At 36.5% G+C, this 18,307-nt stretch carries 12 protein-coding genes; 7 read left to right on the top strand and 5 right to left on the bottom strand.

Going from position 1 to position 18,307, the window contains the following annotated elements:
• Positions 1–471 precede the first annotated feature (471 nt).
• Both F6K06_RS07880 and F6K06_RS07875 read right to left on the bottom strand, forming a co-directional pair.
• Entirely contained in the window at positions 472–1,488 is a 1,017-nt protein-coding gene (locus tag F6K06_RS07880; protein WP_124145700.1) for an adenosine kinase, read from the bottom strand.
• Between the two features lie 447 nt (positions 1,489–1,935).
• Positions 1,936–2,697, bottom strand: a complete 762-nt coding sequence (locus F6K06_RS07875; protein WP_287243055.1) for a pentapeptide repeat-containing protein — start codon at positions 2,695–2,697, stop codon at positions 1,936–1,938.
• A 120-nt stretch (positions 2,698–2,817) separates the two neighbouring features.
• Between F6K06_RS07875 and F6K06_RS07870 the strand changes: the two genes are divergently transcribed.
• From F6K06_RS07870 to F6K06_RS07860, 3 genes are all read left to right on the top strand, one after another.
• Positions 2,818–3,747 carry a cobalamin-binding protein gene (locus tag F6K06_RS07870; RefSeq protein WP_287243053.1) on the top strand — a complete coding sequence of 310 codons (930 nt, stop codon included), beginning with the start codon at positions 2,818–2,820 and terminating at the stop codon, positions 3,745–3,747.
• A gap of 848 nt (positions 3,748–4,595) precedes the next feature.
• Entirely contained in the window at positions 4,596–5,672 is a 1,077-nt protein-coding gene (locus F6K06_RS07865) for a glycoside hydrolase family 104 protein (protein WP_287243051.1), read from the top strand.
• Between the two features lie 188 nt (positions 5,673–5,860).
• Positions 5,861–6,778 (top strand): GUN4 domain-containing protein, encoded by a 918-nt coding sequence (locus F6K06_RS07860; RefSeq protein WP_287243049.1) that lies wholly within the window; start codon positions 5,861–5,863, stop codon positions 6,776–6,778.
• A 684-nt stretch (positions 6,779–7,462) separates the two neighbouring features.
• Here F6K06_RS07860 and F6K06_RS07855 read toward each other — a convergent pair.
• Together F6K06_RS07855 and trxB are read right to left on the bottom strand one after the other, a co-directional pair.
• Positions 7,463–7,585, bottom strand: coding sequence for a hypothetical protein (locus tag F6K06_RS07855; RefSeq protein WP_282433639.1), 123 nt, complete (start codon positions 7,583–7,585; stop codon positions 7,463–7,465).
• 185 nt (positions 7,586–7,770) lie between these two features.
• Positions 7,771–9,120 (bottom strand): thioredoxin-disulfide reductase, encoded by a 1,350-nt coding sequence (gene trxB, locus F6K06_RS07850; protein WP_124145706.1) that lies wholly within the window; start codon positions 9,118–9,120, stop codon positions 7,771–7,773.
• Between the two features lie 1,132 nt (positions 9,121–10,252).
• On the opposite strand from trxB, the gene F6K06_RS07845 reads away from it, so the two are divergent.
• Positions 10,253–10,924, top strand: coding sequence for a class I SAM-dependent methyltransferase (locus tag F6K06_RS07845; RefSeq protein WP_287243047.1), 672 nt, complete (start codon positions 10,253–10,255; stop codon positions 10,922–10,924).
• A 408-nt stretch (positions 10,925–11,332) separates the two neighbouring features.
• On the opposite strand, the gene F6K06_RS07840 is transcribed toward F6K06_RS07845, so the two are convergent.
• Positions 11,333–11,461 (bottom strand): hypothetical protein, encoded by a 129-nt coding sequence (locus F6K06_RS07840; RefSeq protein ID WP_275670348.1) that lies wholly within the window; start codon positions 11,459–11,461, stop codon positions 11,333–11,335.
• Positions 11,462–12,693: 1,232 nt separating this feature from the next.
• Between F6K06_RS07840 and F6K06_RS07835 the strand changes: the two genes are divergently transcribed.
• From F6K06_RS07835 to F6K06_RS07825, 3 genes are all read left to right on the top strand, one after another.
• Entirely contained in the window at positions 12,694–14,097 is a 1,404-nt protein-coding gene (locus tag F6K06_RS07835; protein WP_124144592.1) for a carotenoid oxygenase family protein, read from the top strand.
• Between the two features lie 547 nt (positions 14,098–14,644).
• Positions 14,645–14,779, top strand: coding sequence for a hypothetical protein (locus F6K06_RS07830; RefSeq protein ID WP_282433638.1), 135 nt, complete (start codon positions 14,645–14,647; stop codon positions 14,777–14,779).
• A 622-nt stretch (positions 14,780–15,401) separates the two neighbouring features.
• Positions 15,402–17,561, top strand: coding sequence for a protein phosphatase 2C domain-containing protein (locus tag F6K06_RS07825; protein ID WP_161565021.1), 2,160 nt, complete (start codon positions 15,402–15,404; stop codon positions 17,559–17,561).
• Positions 17,562–18,307: the final 746 nt, after the last annotated feature.

Raw genomic sequence — 18,307 nt, 5'->3', positions numbered from 1 at the left:
ACCTCATCAACTTGAAATACTGTGTATTATCGTCGCTACGTTTCCGTTGTGTTTTGAGCGTTAGGTCTTAAGTATTAGGGCATTGCTGAATTAAGGTATGAAAGTAGGTTTATAGGGAATAGGGAATTACGTTTCCATTGTGTTTTGAGCGTTAGGTCTTAAGTATTAGGTCATTGCTGAATTAAGGTATGAAAGTAGGTGTATAGGGAATAGGGAATAGGGAACACCGGATCTGGGAATTAATATTAACAAGTAGTTCAAACCATCCAAAATAAAAAATCCCAAATACAAAATTCTCAAATCATACCCAGAATCAGCAACGCCAGTATTAGGAAGAAAATTTTTCAGCACTATTCGGAGCAGTTGGGTTTTCAAACCCCACAGCTACCTGTAGAGTCTACAAACTTGTTAAGATTGATACACTCAATAAGATTGAACCATTAACCATTAACCTAAAACCTATAACATTCTTCAATTAGGAGATGATATTACTTCCTGAAATTTATCTTCCCAAGAACCTTCTAAACGCGGACCTTGAATTTGTACAACAGCAGAAGCTAGATAATTTCCCCAACGTGCAGCTTGAATAGGTGTGTAACCATGGGTAAGGCCAAATAACACACCTCCCGCAAAAGCGTCCCCCGCACCAACAGTATCGATCGCTTTCACAGGAAACCCTGGTACAGGAGTAATTTTTTGATCTTTGGCAACTAAACAACCTTCCTTACCATTAGTAATAAAAGCTGTTTCTACCAACTCCCCAATTTTAATAGCACATTCTTCTAAAGACTCAATTCCACAGAAACTACGAGCTTCATCAGCATTGCAAAATAATACATCACAATAATTTGACGCTACTTCGCGGAAGTCATCAGCAAACATATCTACTAAAAACTGGTCAGAGAAAGTAAAACACACTTTAACTTCTTGACGCTTAGAATCTTCCATTGCTTGAATACAAGCTTGCTTTGTATCCGGTCCAGTCCACAAATAACCTTCTATATAACTGTATTTACAACGCTTAATTTGTTCTGCATCAATATCATTAGCACTGAGACTCACAGATACTCCCAGATTAGTACACATGGTACGTTCGGCATCAGGAGTTGTCAGTACCACACAAGTACCAGTAGGTCCATTTTCTGTAGATGTAGGAACTACATTAAATTCAATTTTGGAGTCGAGCATATCTTGACGGTACAACTCACCATTAGGATCGTTGGCGACTTTGGCCACAAAAATACCCGTTCCTCCACTCTGAGCGATCGCTATCATGGTATTTGCTGCTGACCCTCCAGAACGCATTTGTAAGGGTATGTGTTCTAGGTCATGCAATATTCCTCCTTGTGTTGGAGCATCCATCAGAGTCATTCCGCTTTTTTGGAGGGAATGTTTAGCGATTAAGTCTTCTTCTACAAATGCTAGGATGTCTACTAAGGCGTTACCTACGCCAAATACGTCTAATTTTTGGGTATTTGCTGCTGTCATCTATTTTTCTATTTTTTGGCCACTTAGGCATAATATCATGTCTGGATAAAATGTATAATTTTGATTATGATGTCTGGTTGAATATTTATAAATTAAGTTAGTGGGGTAGTAGGGAGAATAAGGAGATTTGTCTTGTTATTGAGATAATAGGTTTTTTGATCACTAATTATCCTGATTTAATATAAGTACCATTAGGACAAAATACTTTCGTTCAAAGGGAACAGGAAGTAAAATGTCCTAACCTGCACTCATGTACCATAAATTATGAAATAGAAGAAGAGAAGATTTACTTAGTTTAGTCTCAAACTGGCCTTATACCTGGAATTATCATTTTCTTTGTGGGTTTAATACCCCACCGTCAACGGGGGTGTTCACGCATTACTTGGGGGAGCGAATCCCCATGTAATTTTCCTCCTGTCTCCTGTCTCCTGTCTCCTGTCTCCTTCTTCAAGTTTTATTAACTACACTTGATTTAAGATTGTTGAATGACCCAGAGTAGTTAACATTGAAACCATCAGGTAAAATCGCATCAGCTAACTTAGCACGACTTAAATTAACCTCACTTAAATTAGTATCAAGTAAATTTACCCAACTTAAATCAGCACCATTAAAATTAGCTTTAGTCAAATTAGCAGCAGACAAATTAGAACTGTTGAGATCGACTTTACTGAAATTAGCCTTAGTCAGATTTGCACTACTCAAGTCTGTAACAATTAAATATGAACCAGTTAAATCAGCTTTACTCAAATCTGCCCCTACTAAATTAGCACCAATCAAACTTACATATTTCATATTTGCATAAATCAGACAAGCATAGCTAAGACTAGCACTAAAAAGAAAAGCACCATCTAGATTCGCTTGAGAAAGGTTAGCGCAAAACAAAAAAGCACGATTTGCATCAATTTTTGAGAGATTAGCACAACTTAAGTTCGCATTACTCAGATTAGCTTCACATAATTTAGCACTTGTTAAGTTAGCTTCACTTAAATTTGCCCCTACTAAATTTGTACCACTCAAATTAGCATTACTAAGATTGACTCCACTAAGGTTAGCATTTGTCAAATCAGCATCACTAAAATCAGAATTACTAAAATCAGCACCACTCAGATTAATACCACTAAGGTCAACTTCCGGCAGCTTTATTGCTATAAAGTTTCTATTACCATTAGTATAATCTTCTCGTATTTTCTTGGTATCTCTTATGGGCATCTACGCTAAATAGTTTAGGTTTGTTCTCAGTACTATTATCTCAAAATACTAATCAATTATAATAAAGCTTAATTTTTTATTAAGTAAAGAAAAGCGATAGCTATATACTCAAGAAGAAAAATGATAGATCCTCAACTAAAAATTGTTTCTCTAATTCCTAGTGCTACAGAAATTGTTGCAATATTGGGATTAACGGATGCTATGGTGGGTAGAAGTCACGAATGTGACTATCCTCCAGAAATTCAAAACTTGCCTGTTTGTACTCAGCCTAAATTTAATCCTGAGGGAAGTAGTCGTGAAATTCATAATCGAGCTACGGAGTTATTACAATCAGCTTTGAGTGTCTACCGTGTAGAAACAGAAACCCTAGAAAAATTAGAACCTACTCATATTATTACTCAAGCTCAATGTGATGTTTGTGCTGCTAGTTTGGCAGAAGTAGAAGCTGTAGTAGCAAATTTAACTAAAAGTCATCCTCAAATTATTTCATTACAGCCTAATTTATTGGCAGAAGTTTGGGCAGATATGGAACAAGTAGCAATGAGTTTAGGAGTGGATGGAAATGAAGTAATTTCTCAGTTAAAATATAGGGTTAAAGCTTGTTCGGAAAAAACTCAAAATTTACCAGTTAATGATATTCCGAAAGTAGCTTGTATTGAGTGGAGCAATCCGCTAATGGCAGCAGGAAATTGGATACCAGAATTAGTTAAGTTAGCTGGGGGAAATTCATTATTTGGAGTAGTGGGAAAACATTCTCCATGGTTAAAATGGGAAGAGTTATTAATTGCTAATCCAGATATTATAATTTTCATGCCTTGTGGTTTTGATTTAGAACGTACTCACCAAGATACTATGGAGTTAATTAATCGTCCAGAATGGCAAGATTTACCTGTAGTTAAATCGGGGAAAGTTTACATTACAGATGGTAATTCTTATTTTAATCGTCCAGGGCCGAGATTAGTCGATTCTTTAGAAATTTTAGCGGAAATTTTACATCCTGAATTATTTAATTTTGGTTATGGAGGAATAGGTTGGGTGAAGTTATCTTAAGTATAAGATCAAATTCGCTATTCTTAAATCAGGAGGAAAATACAGTTATAAATATTTGTTAATGGTAAAGATGGAGTAGATAAATAACGAATAAGATATGTTTACCTCATACAAATAATTGCTAAAAATATTACTTAACCTGACTTATTATTTGATAATTGAAGTGTTCAATAAGTAGAACATTGTTTTTAGGAGATTGGTATAACTTTATTGAGTACGCTTTACATTCTTTTTGCGTAGCATTTCCGCACCGAAAGGATGCCTTAGAATTACACACTTACTTTTCATTTGTGCAAAGGAGTTGCCTGAGAACTTGAAGTTAAGCAGAACAGAAAACTTGCCAAAAACAAAGAGATACAGCAGATTTAGTGCTATATGAAGTACAAATATTTAAGAAAACCTCGCCCGATCGGACGGGGTTTAAATAAAGTCTTTGTAGTGCGGGCATCTTGCCTGCCAAAGATGTAGCTCACTTATATGAAACAAGCTGTAAATTAAATTAAATCTCAAATAATATATTTTTATAGTTAAGTTAATTCGGTATAACCAAATATCAAACTATTAGATAAGTATTCGGGTATTAGGTGAGAGAAGTTGTTTAATTATTACTCCTTGTTCCCTATTTCCATCTCAATATCCTTCGTTCTATTTGATCTAACTATTTAACATCTAGCAATTTTCATAAGGAGTAAGATACAAAATTATAGATTTTACCGAACAGTTCATTTTTCAATAAGCAATAGGGAGTCAAAATACAACTTTAATTTATGCTTCTAGAGAAACCCTATATTCCTGACTTAGCATAATTAGTTTTAAGCTTTAATTCTATAGTATTCAGATGGTGTGCCATGTACAAACAACAAGTACAAAAAAGAAGTAAACCTCAAACAATTTCAGACATTGAATTAATCAATATCTGGTTACAACAAATTCCTCCTATAAATAAATCATTTCATTTATATATAGCTCAAATGTTCCTGAAATTTGTCAAAAAGCCACTAAAAAAAGTAACTCAAGTAGATGTTATAGCCTTTGCAAATATTCAGGGTATTCGCTCTAATAATCGAGAATTAGATCGAAATAAACGATTAGAAACTATTAATTCTTTGCTAAAATTTGGTCAGCAAACCGGTATACTCCCTAATACTCAAAAAAAGATCTTGTCTCCTACTATTAAAAACTTCAACAAATCAGCCCCCTCTAAAAACAAAACAGAAAATAATTCTACTACTCGGAAAATACATAAACAGCCCTTAAATTGGTTTAAACTGTTGAACATCCAGCTAGCTTCTACCTTATTAATTATTTTCGTGTTACTTATGGCAATCTTAAAACTATTTCAAGAAGTGGGTGGGGGCGCAAATGCTGGCGATGAAAATTGGCCAGAAACAGTAGCTATTATGCCTGAGATTGAGCCAACTGAGAATTGGGCCTATCCAATAAATGTACCCAGAATACGAGCTTTTCTCGATACAATCGCTGTAACAGAAGGCACCACAGGTCCTCAAGGTTATTATCGTCAATACACAAACGACCATTTCTCTGGCTTTGAAGACCACCCTAGAGAGATGAAATGTGGCATTGATAGGAATAACGAAAAACTTTGTTCTGATGCAGCAGGTAGATATCAGTTTCTGAGTACATCTTGGGACCTCTATGCTCCTATGGTAGGTGCTAAGAACTTTGGCCCTACTTATCAAGACCGTGTAGCGATAGAATTGATTCGAGAAAAAGATGCTCTGGAGGACATTGAACAAGGGAGAATTGAAGAAGCTTTTAGAAAGTTATATATGGTTTGGCCTTCATTTGGAGAAACACCTACAGAAGTTGAGCGGCTCATGCCTAAACTTATAGGAACTTACAATAATAACTTGGCTCGGTATCAACCCTCTGAGATATCTTCAGAACAAGAATCTCAAATGTAGTTTGAAGTATTCGTTTGAAGAAGGTGGGGAGATGGGGAGATGGGGGGATGGATTTGATATAAAATATCACTTCTAACTTTTAACTTTTAACTTCTAACTTTTGACTTTAGTGGGGAGATGGATTTGATATAAAATATAACTTCTAACTTCTAACTTTTGACTTTTAACTTCTAACTTTTGACTTTAGTATGGTACTATGTCCTGTTTGTGGCACAGAATACATTGACACATTCCCAGAATTTTGTTCTGTTTGTAGTTGGGATTTAACATCAGACACTACCTTCTTTGCTACAGCAGAAATATACCAGCGAAAAGAAGAAGCAAAATTGAACTGGGCTAGACAAATGTGGCAAATTGTACAAGACCAGAAAAATAAAAATAGTGAGAATAATACCATAAGTTTACCTTTTGGACAGGTAGATCAGGTAAATCACAATCAAAATTTCAATGGGGACCTCAAAAGACAACTAGATAAACTACAAGCTCAGTTAAATCAGGCAGCAATGGAACGCTTTCAGCTTCATTCTCAGCTAGAGTGGGTACTTTATCGCCTCGAACAGCTTAACCCAGAAATATTCACAGATACTCTGTATCGTATTGAAGAACACCTAAATGCCATGGCAACTCCAGAAGCAGCAATGTCAGAAGTAGGGATAGACTATAACCCACTGATAAATCTTTTAGCTGCAGGAAAATGGCGAAAAGCAGACGAACTTACTTGGGAGTTGCTACTGCGAGTCACCCTCCGGGAAGATGAAGGTTGGCTACAGTTAGTAGATATTGAAAATTTTCCCTGCACAGACCTTCTTACTATTGACTGGCTTTGGGAGTATTACAGTAACGGGTTGTTTGGCTTAAACGTACAACAACGTATATGGGAAAGTGTAAGTGGAGAATATGGAGATTTTTGCGACCGCGTTGGATGGCGAAATGGAGAAAGTTGGAAATATTATGATGAACTTAGCTTTAACCTGCAAGCTCTAGAAGGTCACTTACCTGTAATTATATGGCGACGACGTGCTTGTTATGGAGTTGGTAAAATGATAGCTCCTGAAACATTTTTGGCTTTTATATCTCGACTAACAATTTGTAATAGTAGTAGATAGGGTAGTCCTGCATGGTAATGGTAAGGATATATATTTTTTAATTTTTCCCACACTCCCCATCCCCCCATATCCCCAAATTCCCCTCCACCGGAGGGGTTAGGGGTGGGTCCCCATCTCCCCACACTTCTTTTTCCATTACTATGCACCACCACCGTAGATAGAAATAGGGTTTGCTGAAAAAGTCTTTTTCAGGAGTAATATCAAGCTCACCAAGCTCACCAAGGATTGAAATCTTTGGCTAATATTTTAAGTCATCTTAAGATTACTCTTGACGAGTATACCATCTTTTTCATCTTTTTATATTGTGGTTAATCTAGTGCAACTTTATTTATAGAACCCATTTGGGATCTCCTGGCCTAATCATAAGCCTTACAGTTTCTTGGTTTAATCATTATTGGCATAATATCATGTCCGGTAGCATCGGTATTGTATAGCAAGGGTAGGGAACACTTAACTGGGAACAGGGAACAGGCAAGAATACTTAAGGGCAATAAAAAACTTAAATTTCCTGTAGATATTCACCTTTGGGTTTACACGAACGCGCCCCAGCAGACATGATATAAATAGTTACTAAAGGCTATTACCTAGACCTAAATTGCTCAAGATATTAGCTACTTCAGAAGCTAATTTAGCTTGAAAAAGATACGGTTAGGGGTTCTATATAAGCTCTAAAGAGAACAGGACTTATGCAACGACACTAATTATTTGGTTGGAGTCCCGTCGAGGGTCGCGACAACTTTTTAGTATCCCTATCCACTTTTTCCTTCTTCCTTCTTCCGGCGTTGGTGAAAAGAGGTATGATATCATGTCCGAATAAGAGCGGGATAGAACTCCATTCCGCACTCCGCGTTAACGTGCATTGTGCGCCAGCAAACAAAAAACTTTCTCCTTCTATTCCTTATTTCTTCTTCTTTCTTCCCTACTGACTCCTCAGGAGTCAGTCCTCAGTAATTAAGATTAATATCATACCCTAATTTACCAAAGCCCCTTCTTCAAATATTATTTTGAATTACCTGCCGATATTCACTCTTACGCTTCACACCTTTCAACTGTTCGACCAAACCCTTGTTCTTAAAAAACTGAATCGTTGGTGTAGACATTACCCCTGCATTCTGAGCAATCTCCGGATCTTGCTCAATATCAATCTCTACATAATGAATTTTTCCCTCAAACTCTTGTATAACCTTCTCAAAAATAGGCTTCAAAGTATGACATGGAGCGCAACTAGGAGCAGAATACTTAACTATAATTAGGCGATCGCTCTGGTGGTAGAGTTTCCGCAAAGCATAACCGCCCAGATGATGAGTAGCATTATGGTCAAAACTCTCAACAGTATCAACAACTATCTCCTTATCCGACTTCTTAGTTGCTTTTTCCTGAGCAAACTCCTGTGTCAAACCTCTTTCCGACAACCATCTCTCTACCAACATTGCCCCCATACAACCACTACCAGCAGCAGTTATTGCCTGACGAAACTCACTATCTTGGACATCACCTACAGCATAGACACCTTCAACGCTAGTTTTAACCATATCTCGAGTAACCACATAACCCTTCTCATCCAACTCCAACTGTCCTTGAAAAATTTGGGTATTCGGGGTATGACCAATCGCATAAAACAAACCTCCAACTGGTAAGTCCTGCTGTGTACCAGTCTGATTATTTCTCAGTTTCACACCTTCCAAAACACCATTACCATATACATCTATAACTTCAGTTTGCCAATGAACAGTAATTTTTGGATTTTCTAACACCCTCTGCTGCATAGTCTTACTCGCCCGCATCTGGTCTCGACGTACCAATAAATGAATATGAGAACCATACTTAGTTAAATAAATAGACTCCTCTGCTGCAGTATCCCCACCTCCAATAACTGCTAATTCCACTCCCTTAAAAGCTGGGTTAGCTCCATCGCAGACAGCACAAGCAGAAATACCACTATTCCAAAATTTTTCTTCACTAGGTAGTTTGAGTTTTTTGGCAGTCGCCCCAGTAGCAATGATGATGCTATAAGTTTGAATTTCTCGTTCCTCTGACTTAATAGTAAATGGGTACTGAGCTAGGTCTACAAAAGTAACATCTTCGGTGTATAGTTCTGTTCCCCAGCGAACTGCTTGATTTTTCATCCGTTCCATTAATTGCGGTCCGGTAATACCTTCGGGGAAACCAGGAAAGTTCTCTACTTCAGTCGTTGTCATTAGTTGACCGCCTGGTACACCTCCTATTTGATAACCTTCAAAGACTACTGGTTTGAGGTTAGCGCGTCCTGCATAGATAGCGGCAGTATAGCCTGCTGGTCCTGAACCTATAATTACTAAGTTTTCTATTCTTTGTTTTGTCATAATATTAAGATTTCGCGGTAGATAGTAACGTCTTTGTGTTGTACTTTCTTCCAGCTATTAGAGTTATTAGAAAAAATTTGTTTTCTCGATACTTTTCTTTTTTTTCGGCGTTGCACAGTGACGAATGATTTTATATTTTTGATGAATAGGATTTTGGATTTGATAATTACTAGAATGACTAATTAATGGTTTTTTTTACTCAAAGTCTAAACTAATTTTTGGTAATATCATTCCATAATGTGCAACCCCTTTTTTTCAGTGTTAATTTACCGACACAGCTAGGATATAACCAGTGGAATTTTTCTATATTTTGCCTGCATCGGTTGTATTTTGTTAATCTACCTGAACCTAGTTATACAGTTAATCTAGTGAATAGTTCCTGATTTTTTGTAGACATTGTTTGCTTGTTAAATCGTACTAAAGCTTGGTTAAAATTTCTCTCTTTGCTTAGTTTTTTTGAACTTACAATATATGACTATATCTATGTAGAACTTTTGCTATACCTGCTTATCAAATTATACCAAATTCACGCAAAGGTACTTATATCAAGTCTCATTAATTAGCCAGGGGTAAAAATGTTCTTCTCTTAAGAGGAAATTTTTTTGAGGAAATATTTTTTCAGTCCGAATGCTGGGCAAACAAATTTCCCCTTCTTCCCTACTCCCTACTCCCTAAATTTTTCCGAAGTGGTTATTTAAAGAGACATGATATTACATCTTAATCTAAGTTTTCTGCATTGACGTTGAATTTTGCTAACCTACTATTGTTTACATTATTAAAATAAATATTTCTGAAGAGATAATTTTAAAATTGTCATGTTAAGTAAATTATGAATAAACGTAAAGTTGCCTAGTTATTGATATTATTCTCAATTATTTGACGAATTTACTTAATTTGGAGTCTATGATATGATTTTTATAGTCACAGGATTGGTGTAATTAATTTGCCAAAAAACTCTGCAAACTATATTGAAATCGTATGATATTAAGTAATTTTAATTTTAATCTGTTGGCCAAAAAAACAATTTTTCTAGAGACAGCTTAACAATAAAAGCCGAAAATTTGACAAAAAACGAGATTTGTGTGTTTTTGTTTTGGTTATTGGTAGAAATTTCAATAAAACAGAAAAAATTATGGACAGAATATTAGAACCAGAAGTCATGGACACTTGGGAAGAAGCAGAAGAATATGACTCAATGGACTTTTTGGAAGTCAATCAAGCCTTTGCAGAAAGTTCTATAGAAATCGGCCCAAAAAAAGGATTAGTTCTTGATGTCGGTACTGGTACTGCCAGAATACCGATATTAATATGTCAGCAACAACCAGAATGGCAAATAATTGGCATTGATTTATCAAAAAATATGCTGACTATTGGAGAGAGAAATATTGAAAAAGCAAAATTACAATCCCAGGTCAAATTAGAATTAGTAGATGCCAAAAAATTACCCTATTCAGAACATAGTTTTGAGATGGTAATTTCTAACAGTATTGTTCACCATTTATCAGAGCCATTACTATTCTTTCAAGAAGTTCAAAGAGTTTTGCAGCCTCAAGGTGGAATATTTATACGAGACTTACTTCGTCCAGAAAATCCAGAATTAAAAGAGGAACTTGTAGACAAATACGCTGGAGATTGTAATCAACATCAACGAAAGTTATTTAGAGATTCTTTGCAAGCTGCTCTGACTATTGTTGAAGTAGAGAAAATAGTTAAAGATGCTGGTATTAAAGAAGTAAAAATATATCAATCATCAGATAGGCATTGGACTACAGAAAGAAAATGGTCAAAAATAGAAGAGTTTTGAATAGTAACAAATTTATGCCAAGTGTATTTACATTTTAATCATTGATCTTGAGCGATCGCTCCCTAGTCAAATCATTAAAAATCGGCATACTTAAAAAATCAGCTAATGATTAACAGCTCAACTAATTAGGGTTTGCTGATTAATTATAAAAGTATTGACTGATATCATGTCCGAACGCAATCGTTTGTGTAAACCCAAGGATGAATATCTACAGGAAATTTAGATTTTTTTCTTGCTCAATAGCCTTCCTCCCTCTTATTTCCTCTTCCTTCTTCCTTCTTCCTTACCTTTGCTATACAATACCGATGCTACCGGACATGATATGATGTTGGTTTTAGCGTTTTAGAGTTGAAAAAAGTACCAGCTTTTCGGTGGAAAAAGCTCATGCATGCTAGTATTTTGGGATGATTATGGCAGAAAAATTGAGAGACAAAACTTAGCTCCTACCTCCTCTACATTCCCATTTCTCCCCTCCTGGGAGGGGGAGGGGCGAGGGGTGGGTTGTCTCCTACCCCAGCAAAAAGACTTTTTCAGCAAACCCTAATTAGAAATTTAATAGATTTTTTTTTACTTAATTAGCTAAATCGTAATTATAAGTACCAGCTATTAAGTTTGCTCTTAACCCCAATCTATTACCGAAAAATTGTGGGTATCCGCCTCCCCTTTTAAGGGAATAAAAAGCGGTCGATATTCGGATATTCTCGTAGGGTAGGATGACGAGGAAACCTGTGCCATATCAAATCGACCAAGAAAAAGAGAATATTCCAGATTTCAATCCCAATACTTTCCTACAGAATGCTGCGCAAACAGCTAGAGGTACTGAAGTCCGCAGTTCCGACCATAGGAGACTAATTGAAATGACCCCGATTTCTATCAAGATAAGAGAGAAAAACTAGAATTGGATTAAAACTATCACGGATAAAGTTATTACTGCTTGTGAAGTTAAACTCATTAGTTGATATCAATGATTGTTTAAATATTTATGGCTTTATGGTTTAGTTGAACCAAAAATAGGAGATTCTTTTTTTTGATGAATTTTAGTCATTTATACCAGTTCCTAAAAGTAAAGCTATACTTGGGTAATACTTCAGTTATTAATTAATCAAAACAGGTATAATCACTTTTTTGCTAAAAATAGCCTAGTTAATGTTAATTATTCTTACTTTTTACTTCTCTCCTACTCCCCCACTCCCCTACTCCCCTGCTCAACAAAATGTAGAAAAGTTGTTGAGAAATGGTATTTAAATACCCCTTGCGAGTGAAAAAAAGCAAAACCACAGTTATGTAGTAAATTTTCTAGAAAAATTAAGATATGGCGTTTCTCAAAAAGCGTGAAATACAGTTGTTTTTCTTCTTTTCTATCCTCTGTATTCCCGAATTACTGCTTTGTAGAAAGGTTGTATGCAACGTCCCTACTACTCCCTACTCCAGAGCAACAAACGAATGCGTGTACCTCAAATGGGAACTGCTATACATGATTTTTATTAAAAATTTTTTATTATAACACTATACATAATTGAAAAGTGGTCATAAGCTGTTAGTAGAAGGTTAAAAAAATCATAAGGAAGGAATTAGGACAGAAGTCGGAAGCATTTAGTCAGGGATTTGACCCCACTGAATGTAAGTCACTTTAAGAAGTAGGGGATTTAACCCTTGATCTCTCAAGATTGTGCTTATGGAAGAAGCTACGGGCGGTCAAAAGAATTAGTCAACCTTTTTCCTTTTTCCCTATTCCTTCAAGTTTATTTTTTCCACAGGAGCAATAGATTATGACCACAACTACAAGGTTTAATTCTTATCTGATGGGCAACTTTGCCCCAGTGAGCGAAGAAATTACTGTTGACAACTTAGAAATCAAAGGCGAACTTCCTAGAGATTTGTCAGGAATGTATGTTCGTAATGGCCCTAACCCTCAATTTACCCCTCTAGGTAAATATGACTGGATGGATGGTGATGGAATGCTGCATGGAGTGAGAATTAGTGGTGGTAAGGCAGAATATAAGAATCGTTATGTGCGGACAGGAGGATTTGAAGTTGAACGAGACTTGGGTTATGCGGTCTGGAGTGGAAGATTAGAACCGCCTCAAGTTTGTAATCCTTACGGGCCGTATAAAAATGTATCTAACAGTAGTGTTAGTTATCACAATGGCAAATTATTAACTTTTTGGGAAGCAGGGTTGCCTTACGCAGTTGAAGTTCCTAGTTTAGAAACAATTGGTCCATATTTGTGCGATGGTTACTTGGATTCTACTTTCACTTCTCATCCGAAAGTCGATCCTATGACTGGAGAATTAATATTTTTTGGTTACGCTCTTGATGCGCCCCCTTATTTAAAGTATGGTTTGATTTCTAGTAATGGTGAGTTGCTACAAATAGTACCTATTAATATACCCGTGCCCAGCGGACCACATGACTTTGCCATTACAAAAAATTATACAATTTTGATAGATTTACCATTGAGATTCCGTCCAGAACGAGTAGAGCAAGGTTTACCTGGTTGGATTTTTGAGAAGGGAGTGCCAAGTCGGTTTGGTATTTTGCCTCGGTATGGGAATAATGAAGATATTCGATGGTTTGAAGCTCATCCTTGCTATATCAATCATATTTTGAATGCTTATGAAGATGGGGATGAGGTAATACTGTATGGTTGTCGGATGAGTTCTACTCATTCCTATGCTAGTAACTTTAGAGATAGAGATCCTGATGAGAATATTCCTCGAATGTATGGTTGGGCATTTAATCTCAAAACTGGCGCAGTAAGAGAGGGAATGTTAGATAAAAGACCATCGGAGTTTCCTTCTGTTAATCATCGCTTTGTCGGACGAGAGATGCGTTATGTTTACACTTCTAGGATGGCTTCACTGCAACCTTTGTTTGATGGGATTATTAAGTATGATTTTTATACTGGTAGGTCAATAACCCATGATTTTCAGGAACAACGTTACGGGGGTTCTGTAACATTTGCGCCGAGAATAGGTGCTATTGATGAGGATGATGGTTGGTTACTAACGTTTGTGTATGATGAGAAAGATAAATGTTCTGAGTTATTGGTAATAGATGCTCAGAATATGAGAGAAGATCCTGTGGCGCGGGTGATGTTACCTCAGAGAGTTCCTTATGGTTTTCATGGTACTTGGATATCTGAGATGCAGTTGATAAATAGGGTTTGTTGAGGAGTAAGGCAGTGGGGAGTAGGGGAGTGAGGGAGTGGGGGAGTCTTACAAGGGTAAGTTTTTAAGATTTGACAGGGAGGAGCGGTGACATGGGGACGCGGAGATTGGATAATTGAGTAATTAATTCAATCTACTCGCTCTATTCATTAGAGAAAACCTCCGTCCATCTATCTGTGCGCCTCCCTGTCTCCCCCTACATACGTCCTCTCCACTCAATAATTCTCCGTTTTTCCCAACTCCCAACTCCTGACTCCTGACTTCTGCTTCTAATTAGGGCTTGCTGATTAAATCTAAAAGCATTTACAAATAAAGGTTTTAGCCTTTTTAGGTCTTGAAAAAGTACCTGGTTTTCAGCTCTTCATTCTCAAAAAGGAGTACATTTTTGCTGCTGAGTTGGGCAAAACAATTCTCCCCTACTCCCTCGCTCCCCTATCCCCTACTCCTGAAGAAAGACTTTTTCAGCAAACCCTAATTAGGGCTTATATCAAGTCTCATTAATTAGCGATAATAAAAATGCGTTCCCCGATCAATTTCTCCCTTTTGCCTGTTGCCCAAAATTTGGCGTTGCACAGTGACGAATGATTTGATATTTTTGAAGGAGACAGGAGACAGCTATACTGGAGACAGGAGGAAAATTACTTGGGGTGAGAATCCCCATGTAATGCGTGAACACCCCCGTTGACGGTGNCGGGCAGACCGAACAGTTATTGTAGGTAATAATAACACAGGACAACTAAAGTTGTCTAGTCTAAGCGACTCGCTTGTTTTCATCCCCCGGTTAAAACACGGGGGCCTTCAACGTCGCTTTTCGGTAAAAATTGCTTCATAGATACCTGACAATTGGCCATAAATTGACTGACTCCAAGTATCAGGAAAAAATTGCTCTAGAGTTTCGACTAAAGCAAAAATTTCCATATTAAACATTTTATAATATAATTCATGAGAATGTTTAAGTTGAGTTAACAGCTAATCTATATCTATACTGAGGAAGTGGCTGTTTGTAATTAGTTTCTTGATTGGTAAAATTACTAAGAGCATTAGAATCAGAAAATTTAGACATGAATCACGTCACATGATTAAAAACAATATATGATAAAATTAACTTAGTACAACTGACAATCAAGATAATATTTATAGTTTTATCAGTAAAACAGTTTAGGAATTAGATATTTTTAGATAGATATTGAAATTATGCTGAAAAATCAAGAACAAAGACCTAATTCAACTAGCATAAATAATTAAAGATAAATCTAACCGATCAAAGAAATGGCCGAAAGCTGCGAGGAGCCCTGATGCAAAACACTATGCCAAAACACTACCTGTGGGTTATAGGTGAAGGGATAAAAACCTATCGGCCAGGAGAAATAATAGTAGATCGTTATCAAGTTCAAGACGATCGAATACTAATGGATACTCAACCAGAAAAAACGCCCCAGATGCCCGAAGAAATTCCGGGAAAAATAGAACCATATTTAAGATTATTTCCCTATAGACTTCATATTCCTCAAGTTTTTGGAATTATATCAGTAACAGAAAAAAAAGGGACTCGAAAAATTTGGCTTTTAGAAGCAGGGCCAATTAATTCCAATTCAGGAAGCTTAATGCCAAAAATAGCTACATCATGGAAACATGCTACAGCAATGCGACAGTTAAATTGGTTATGGCAAATAGCTCAACTTTGGCAACCGTTGAATGTGCAAAAAGTAGCTTCTAGTTTGCTAAATTCAGAAAATCTGCGGGTAGAAGGACAATTAGTACGCTTATTAGAGCTACAGGCAGATCAAAAATCTTTGACATTGCAGCACTTAGGTAGATTCTGGCAGAAATGGGCAAGCAATGCTCATCCAGCAGTAGAAAAATTCTTGAAACAACTGTTTCACCAAATGATTGCAGGTGAAGTCTACAATGCCGATCAGGTTATAGTACAACTAGATCAAGCTCTGGAATTATTGGGGCGATCGCAAATTAGAAAAATTAACATTGCCACTGCTACAGATACCGGACCTAATCGTTCTAACAATGAAGATGCTTGTTACCCACCCAGCAAAACAGCCATTAGCTATCCACCGAGTTATAAAACAGTAGCTATGGTCTGCGATGGTATTGGTGGTCAAGAAGGAGGAGAAGAAGCATCAGAGTTAGCAATTAAAGTTTTGTGCCAAAGATTACAGAACATACCTGAAGATGGCGATCCTCTGACTATAATTACAAAATTAGAAGAATCTGCTTATGCCGCTAATGATGCCATTTATGAGCGTAATGATAACGAGCAACGCCAAGGTCGTCAACGGATGGGAACAACTCTAGTTATGGCACTCGCCCATCTACACGAACTCTACATCACTCATGTAGGAGATAGTCGTGCTTACTGGATTACTCCGACTCGATGCTATCAAGTAACTCTAGATGATGATGTTGCGACTCGTCAAGTCAGATTAGGCTACTCTTTATATCAAGATGCCGTCAACCAAATTGCATCAGGTGCTCTAGTACAAGCTTTGGGTATTACGGCCTCAACAAGTTTACATCCAACTGTACAACGTTTTCCAATAGATGAAGATAGTATTTTCTTGATTTGTTCTGATGGTTTAAGCGATAAAAATCGAGTAGAACAATATTGGCAAACAGAAATATTACCATTGCTAGAAGGGAAAACAAATCTAGCTACAGTGAGAGATAGATTAATAGAAATTGCTAACGCCACAAATGGTCATGATAATGTAACAGTAGCTTTAGTGTATTATCAAGTAACTGATAAAGGTCAGATAACAGAATTGTCTGTTCCACCTGTAAAAGTTCAGCATTTAAAAGTAGAAAAATCACGAAAAAATTCGGAATTTAATTCATCAGATAATCAATTTTTCGACAATAAACCCAAAAATTTTCCATATGACTCAGAATATAAAAGTGGGTGGTTTTACTTGTCAGGAATTCTGATACTTCTGGTATTAGGTGGAATATTGGCATATTTTTTAAGTCCTTTAGTAAAAGGATTAACAGAGCAAAAAAAAATAACACAGCCATTGGATGTAAGCTCTCCAAAGAATAATACTTTTGCAGGAAATACGAAAAACCCTAGTCAACAAACAAATTCTATATTTTCTCCTAGTTTATCTTTGGATATAGGTTCATTTATATTGATTAGTCATGGCGGTCATGATCGCGAAAGCTTACATGAACCAATTGAATTACTAAATAATACAACAAATAAGACAGTTAAAGGTACAGTTGGTGATGGTAGTATTCTCCAAGTAACTAGAAAATTGAATCAATCGGAAGAAAATTGGTTAGAATTACAGATTTGTGCAACTGAAACTCCTTCAAATATTGACCTAGAATTTTCTAATTTTTTACTACAACCAAAAGATAAAGGTTGGATTCAACAAGCAAAAATAGAGAGTAGCTCGGATGTCATAATTTTGGAAAAAAATTCAGAAAAACTAGATGGATGTGTAGAAGATTAGTTCAATTTAATCAATCAATAGACATCTATAGCAATCCTAATTTTGGTTGTGAAAATGTGAAAAAATATCTGGCAATTAGGTAATATTATGTGCCCCCTTCTGGGGAGCTACGCTTACAGTAGAACAGTTATAATTAGGTTCATAGTTGTGCTTTAGCCCTAAGGCCAATATTTACAAGGGTTTTCATTCCGGTAGACTACAGTAAGGACGTTCCATGGAATGTCCCTATAGGGTGCGTGATTGTGATAATGTGGTTCATCAATATCAAAAGTTCTGTAAAGGGCTAAAGCCCAACTACAAACAAAAACTCCATTATAACTATTATTATAACTAATTAGGGTTTGCTGAAAAAGTCTTTTGGCAGGGGTAGGAGTCAGAAGTCAGGAGTCAACCCACCCCTAATCCCTCCCAGGAGGGGAAGTCAGGAGGAATTGGGGATTTAGAGGAGGTAGTCGGATATATTTATCCCTTTATTTTTTTGCCGTAGTTAGCCCAAAATCCTAACTTTTTGGTCGCTCAAGCTTAAAAAGTTGCACTTTTTTTTCGTTCTAAAAAGGCTAAAACCTTTATCTGTAAATGCTTTTAGATTTAATCAGCAATCCCTAAGTATCCGAACATAATATTATAATATCAAATTCGGTTGAACAACCTCACTTCTTGGCCATTATTAGATTTTTGACAAATCAAATCATTATTATAGTGAAAAAAATGTAGAAACATTCTATTGAAATGAAAGTCTCTACAAT

This window comes from Okeania sp. SIO1H4, assembly GCF_010672695.1.
GTDB classification, from domain to species: Bacteria; Cyanobacteriota; Cyanobacteriia; order Cyanobacteriales; family Microcoleaceae; genus Okeania; species Okeania hirsuta.
Note: the sequence above shows the minus strand (reverse complement) of the source record. Positions and strands in the feature narration are given on the sequence as shown.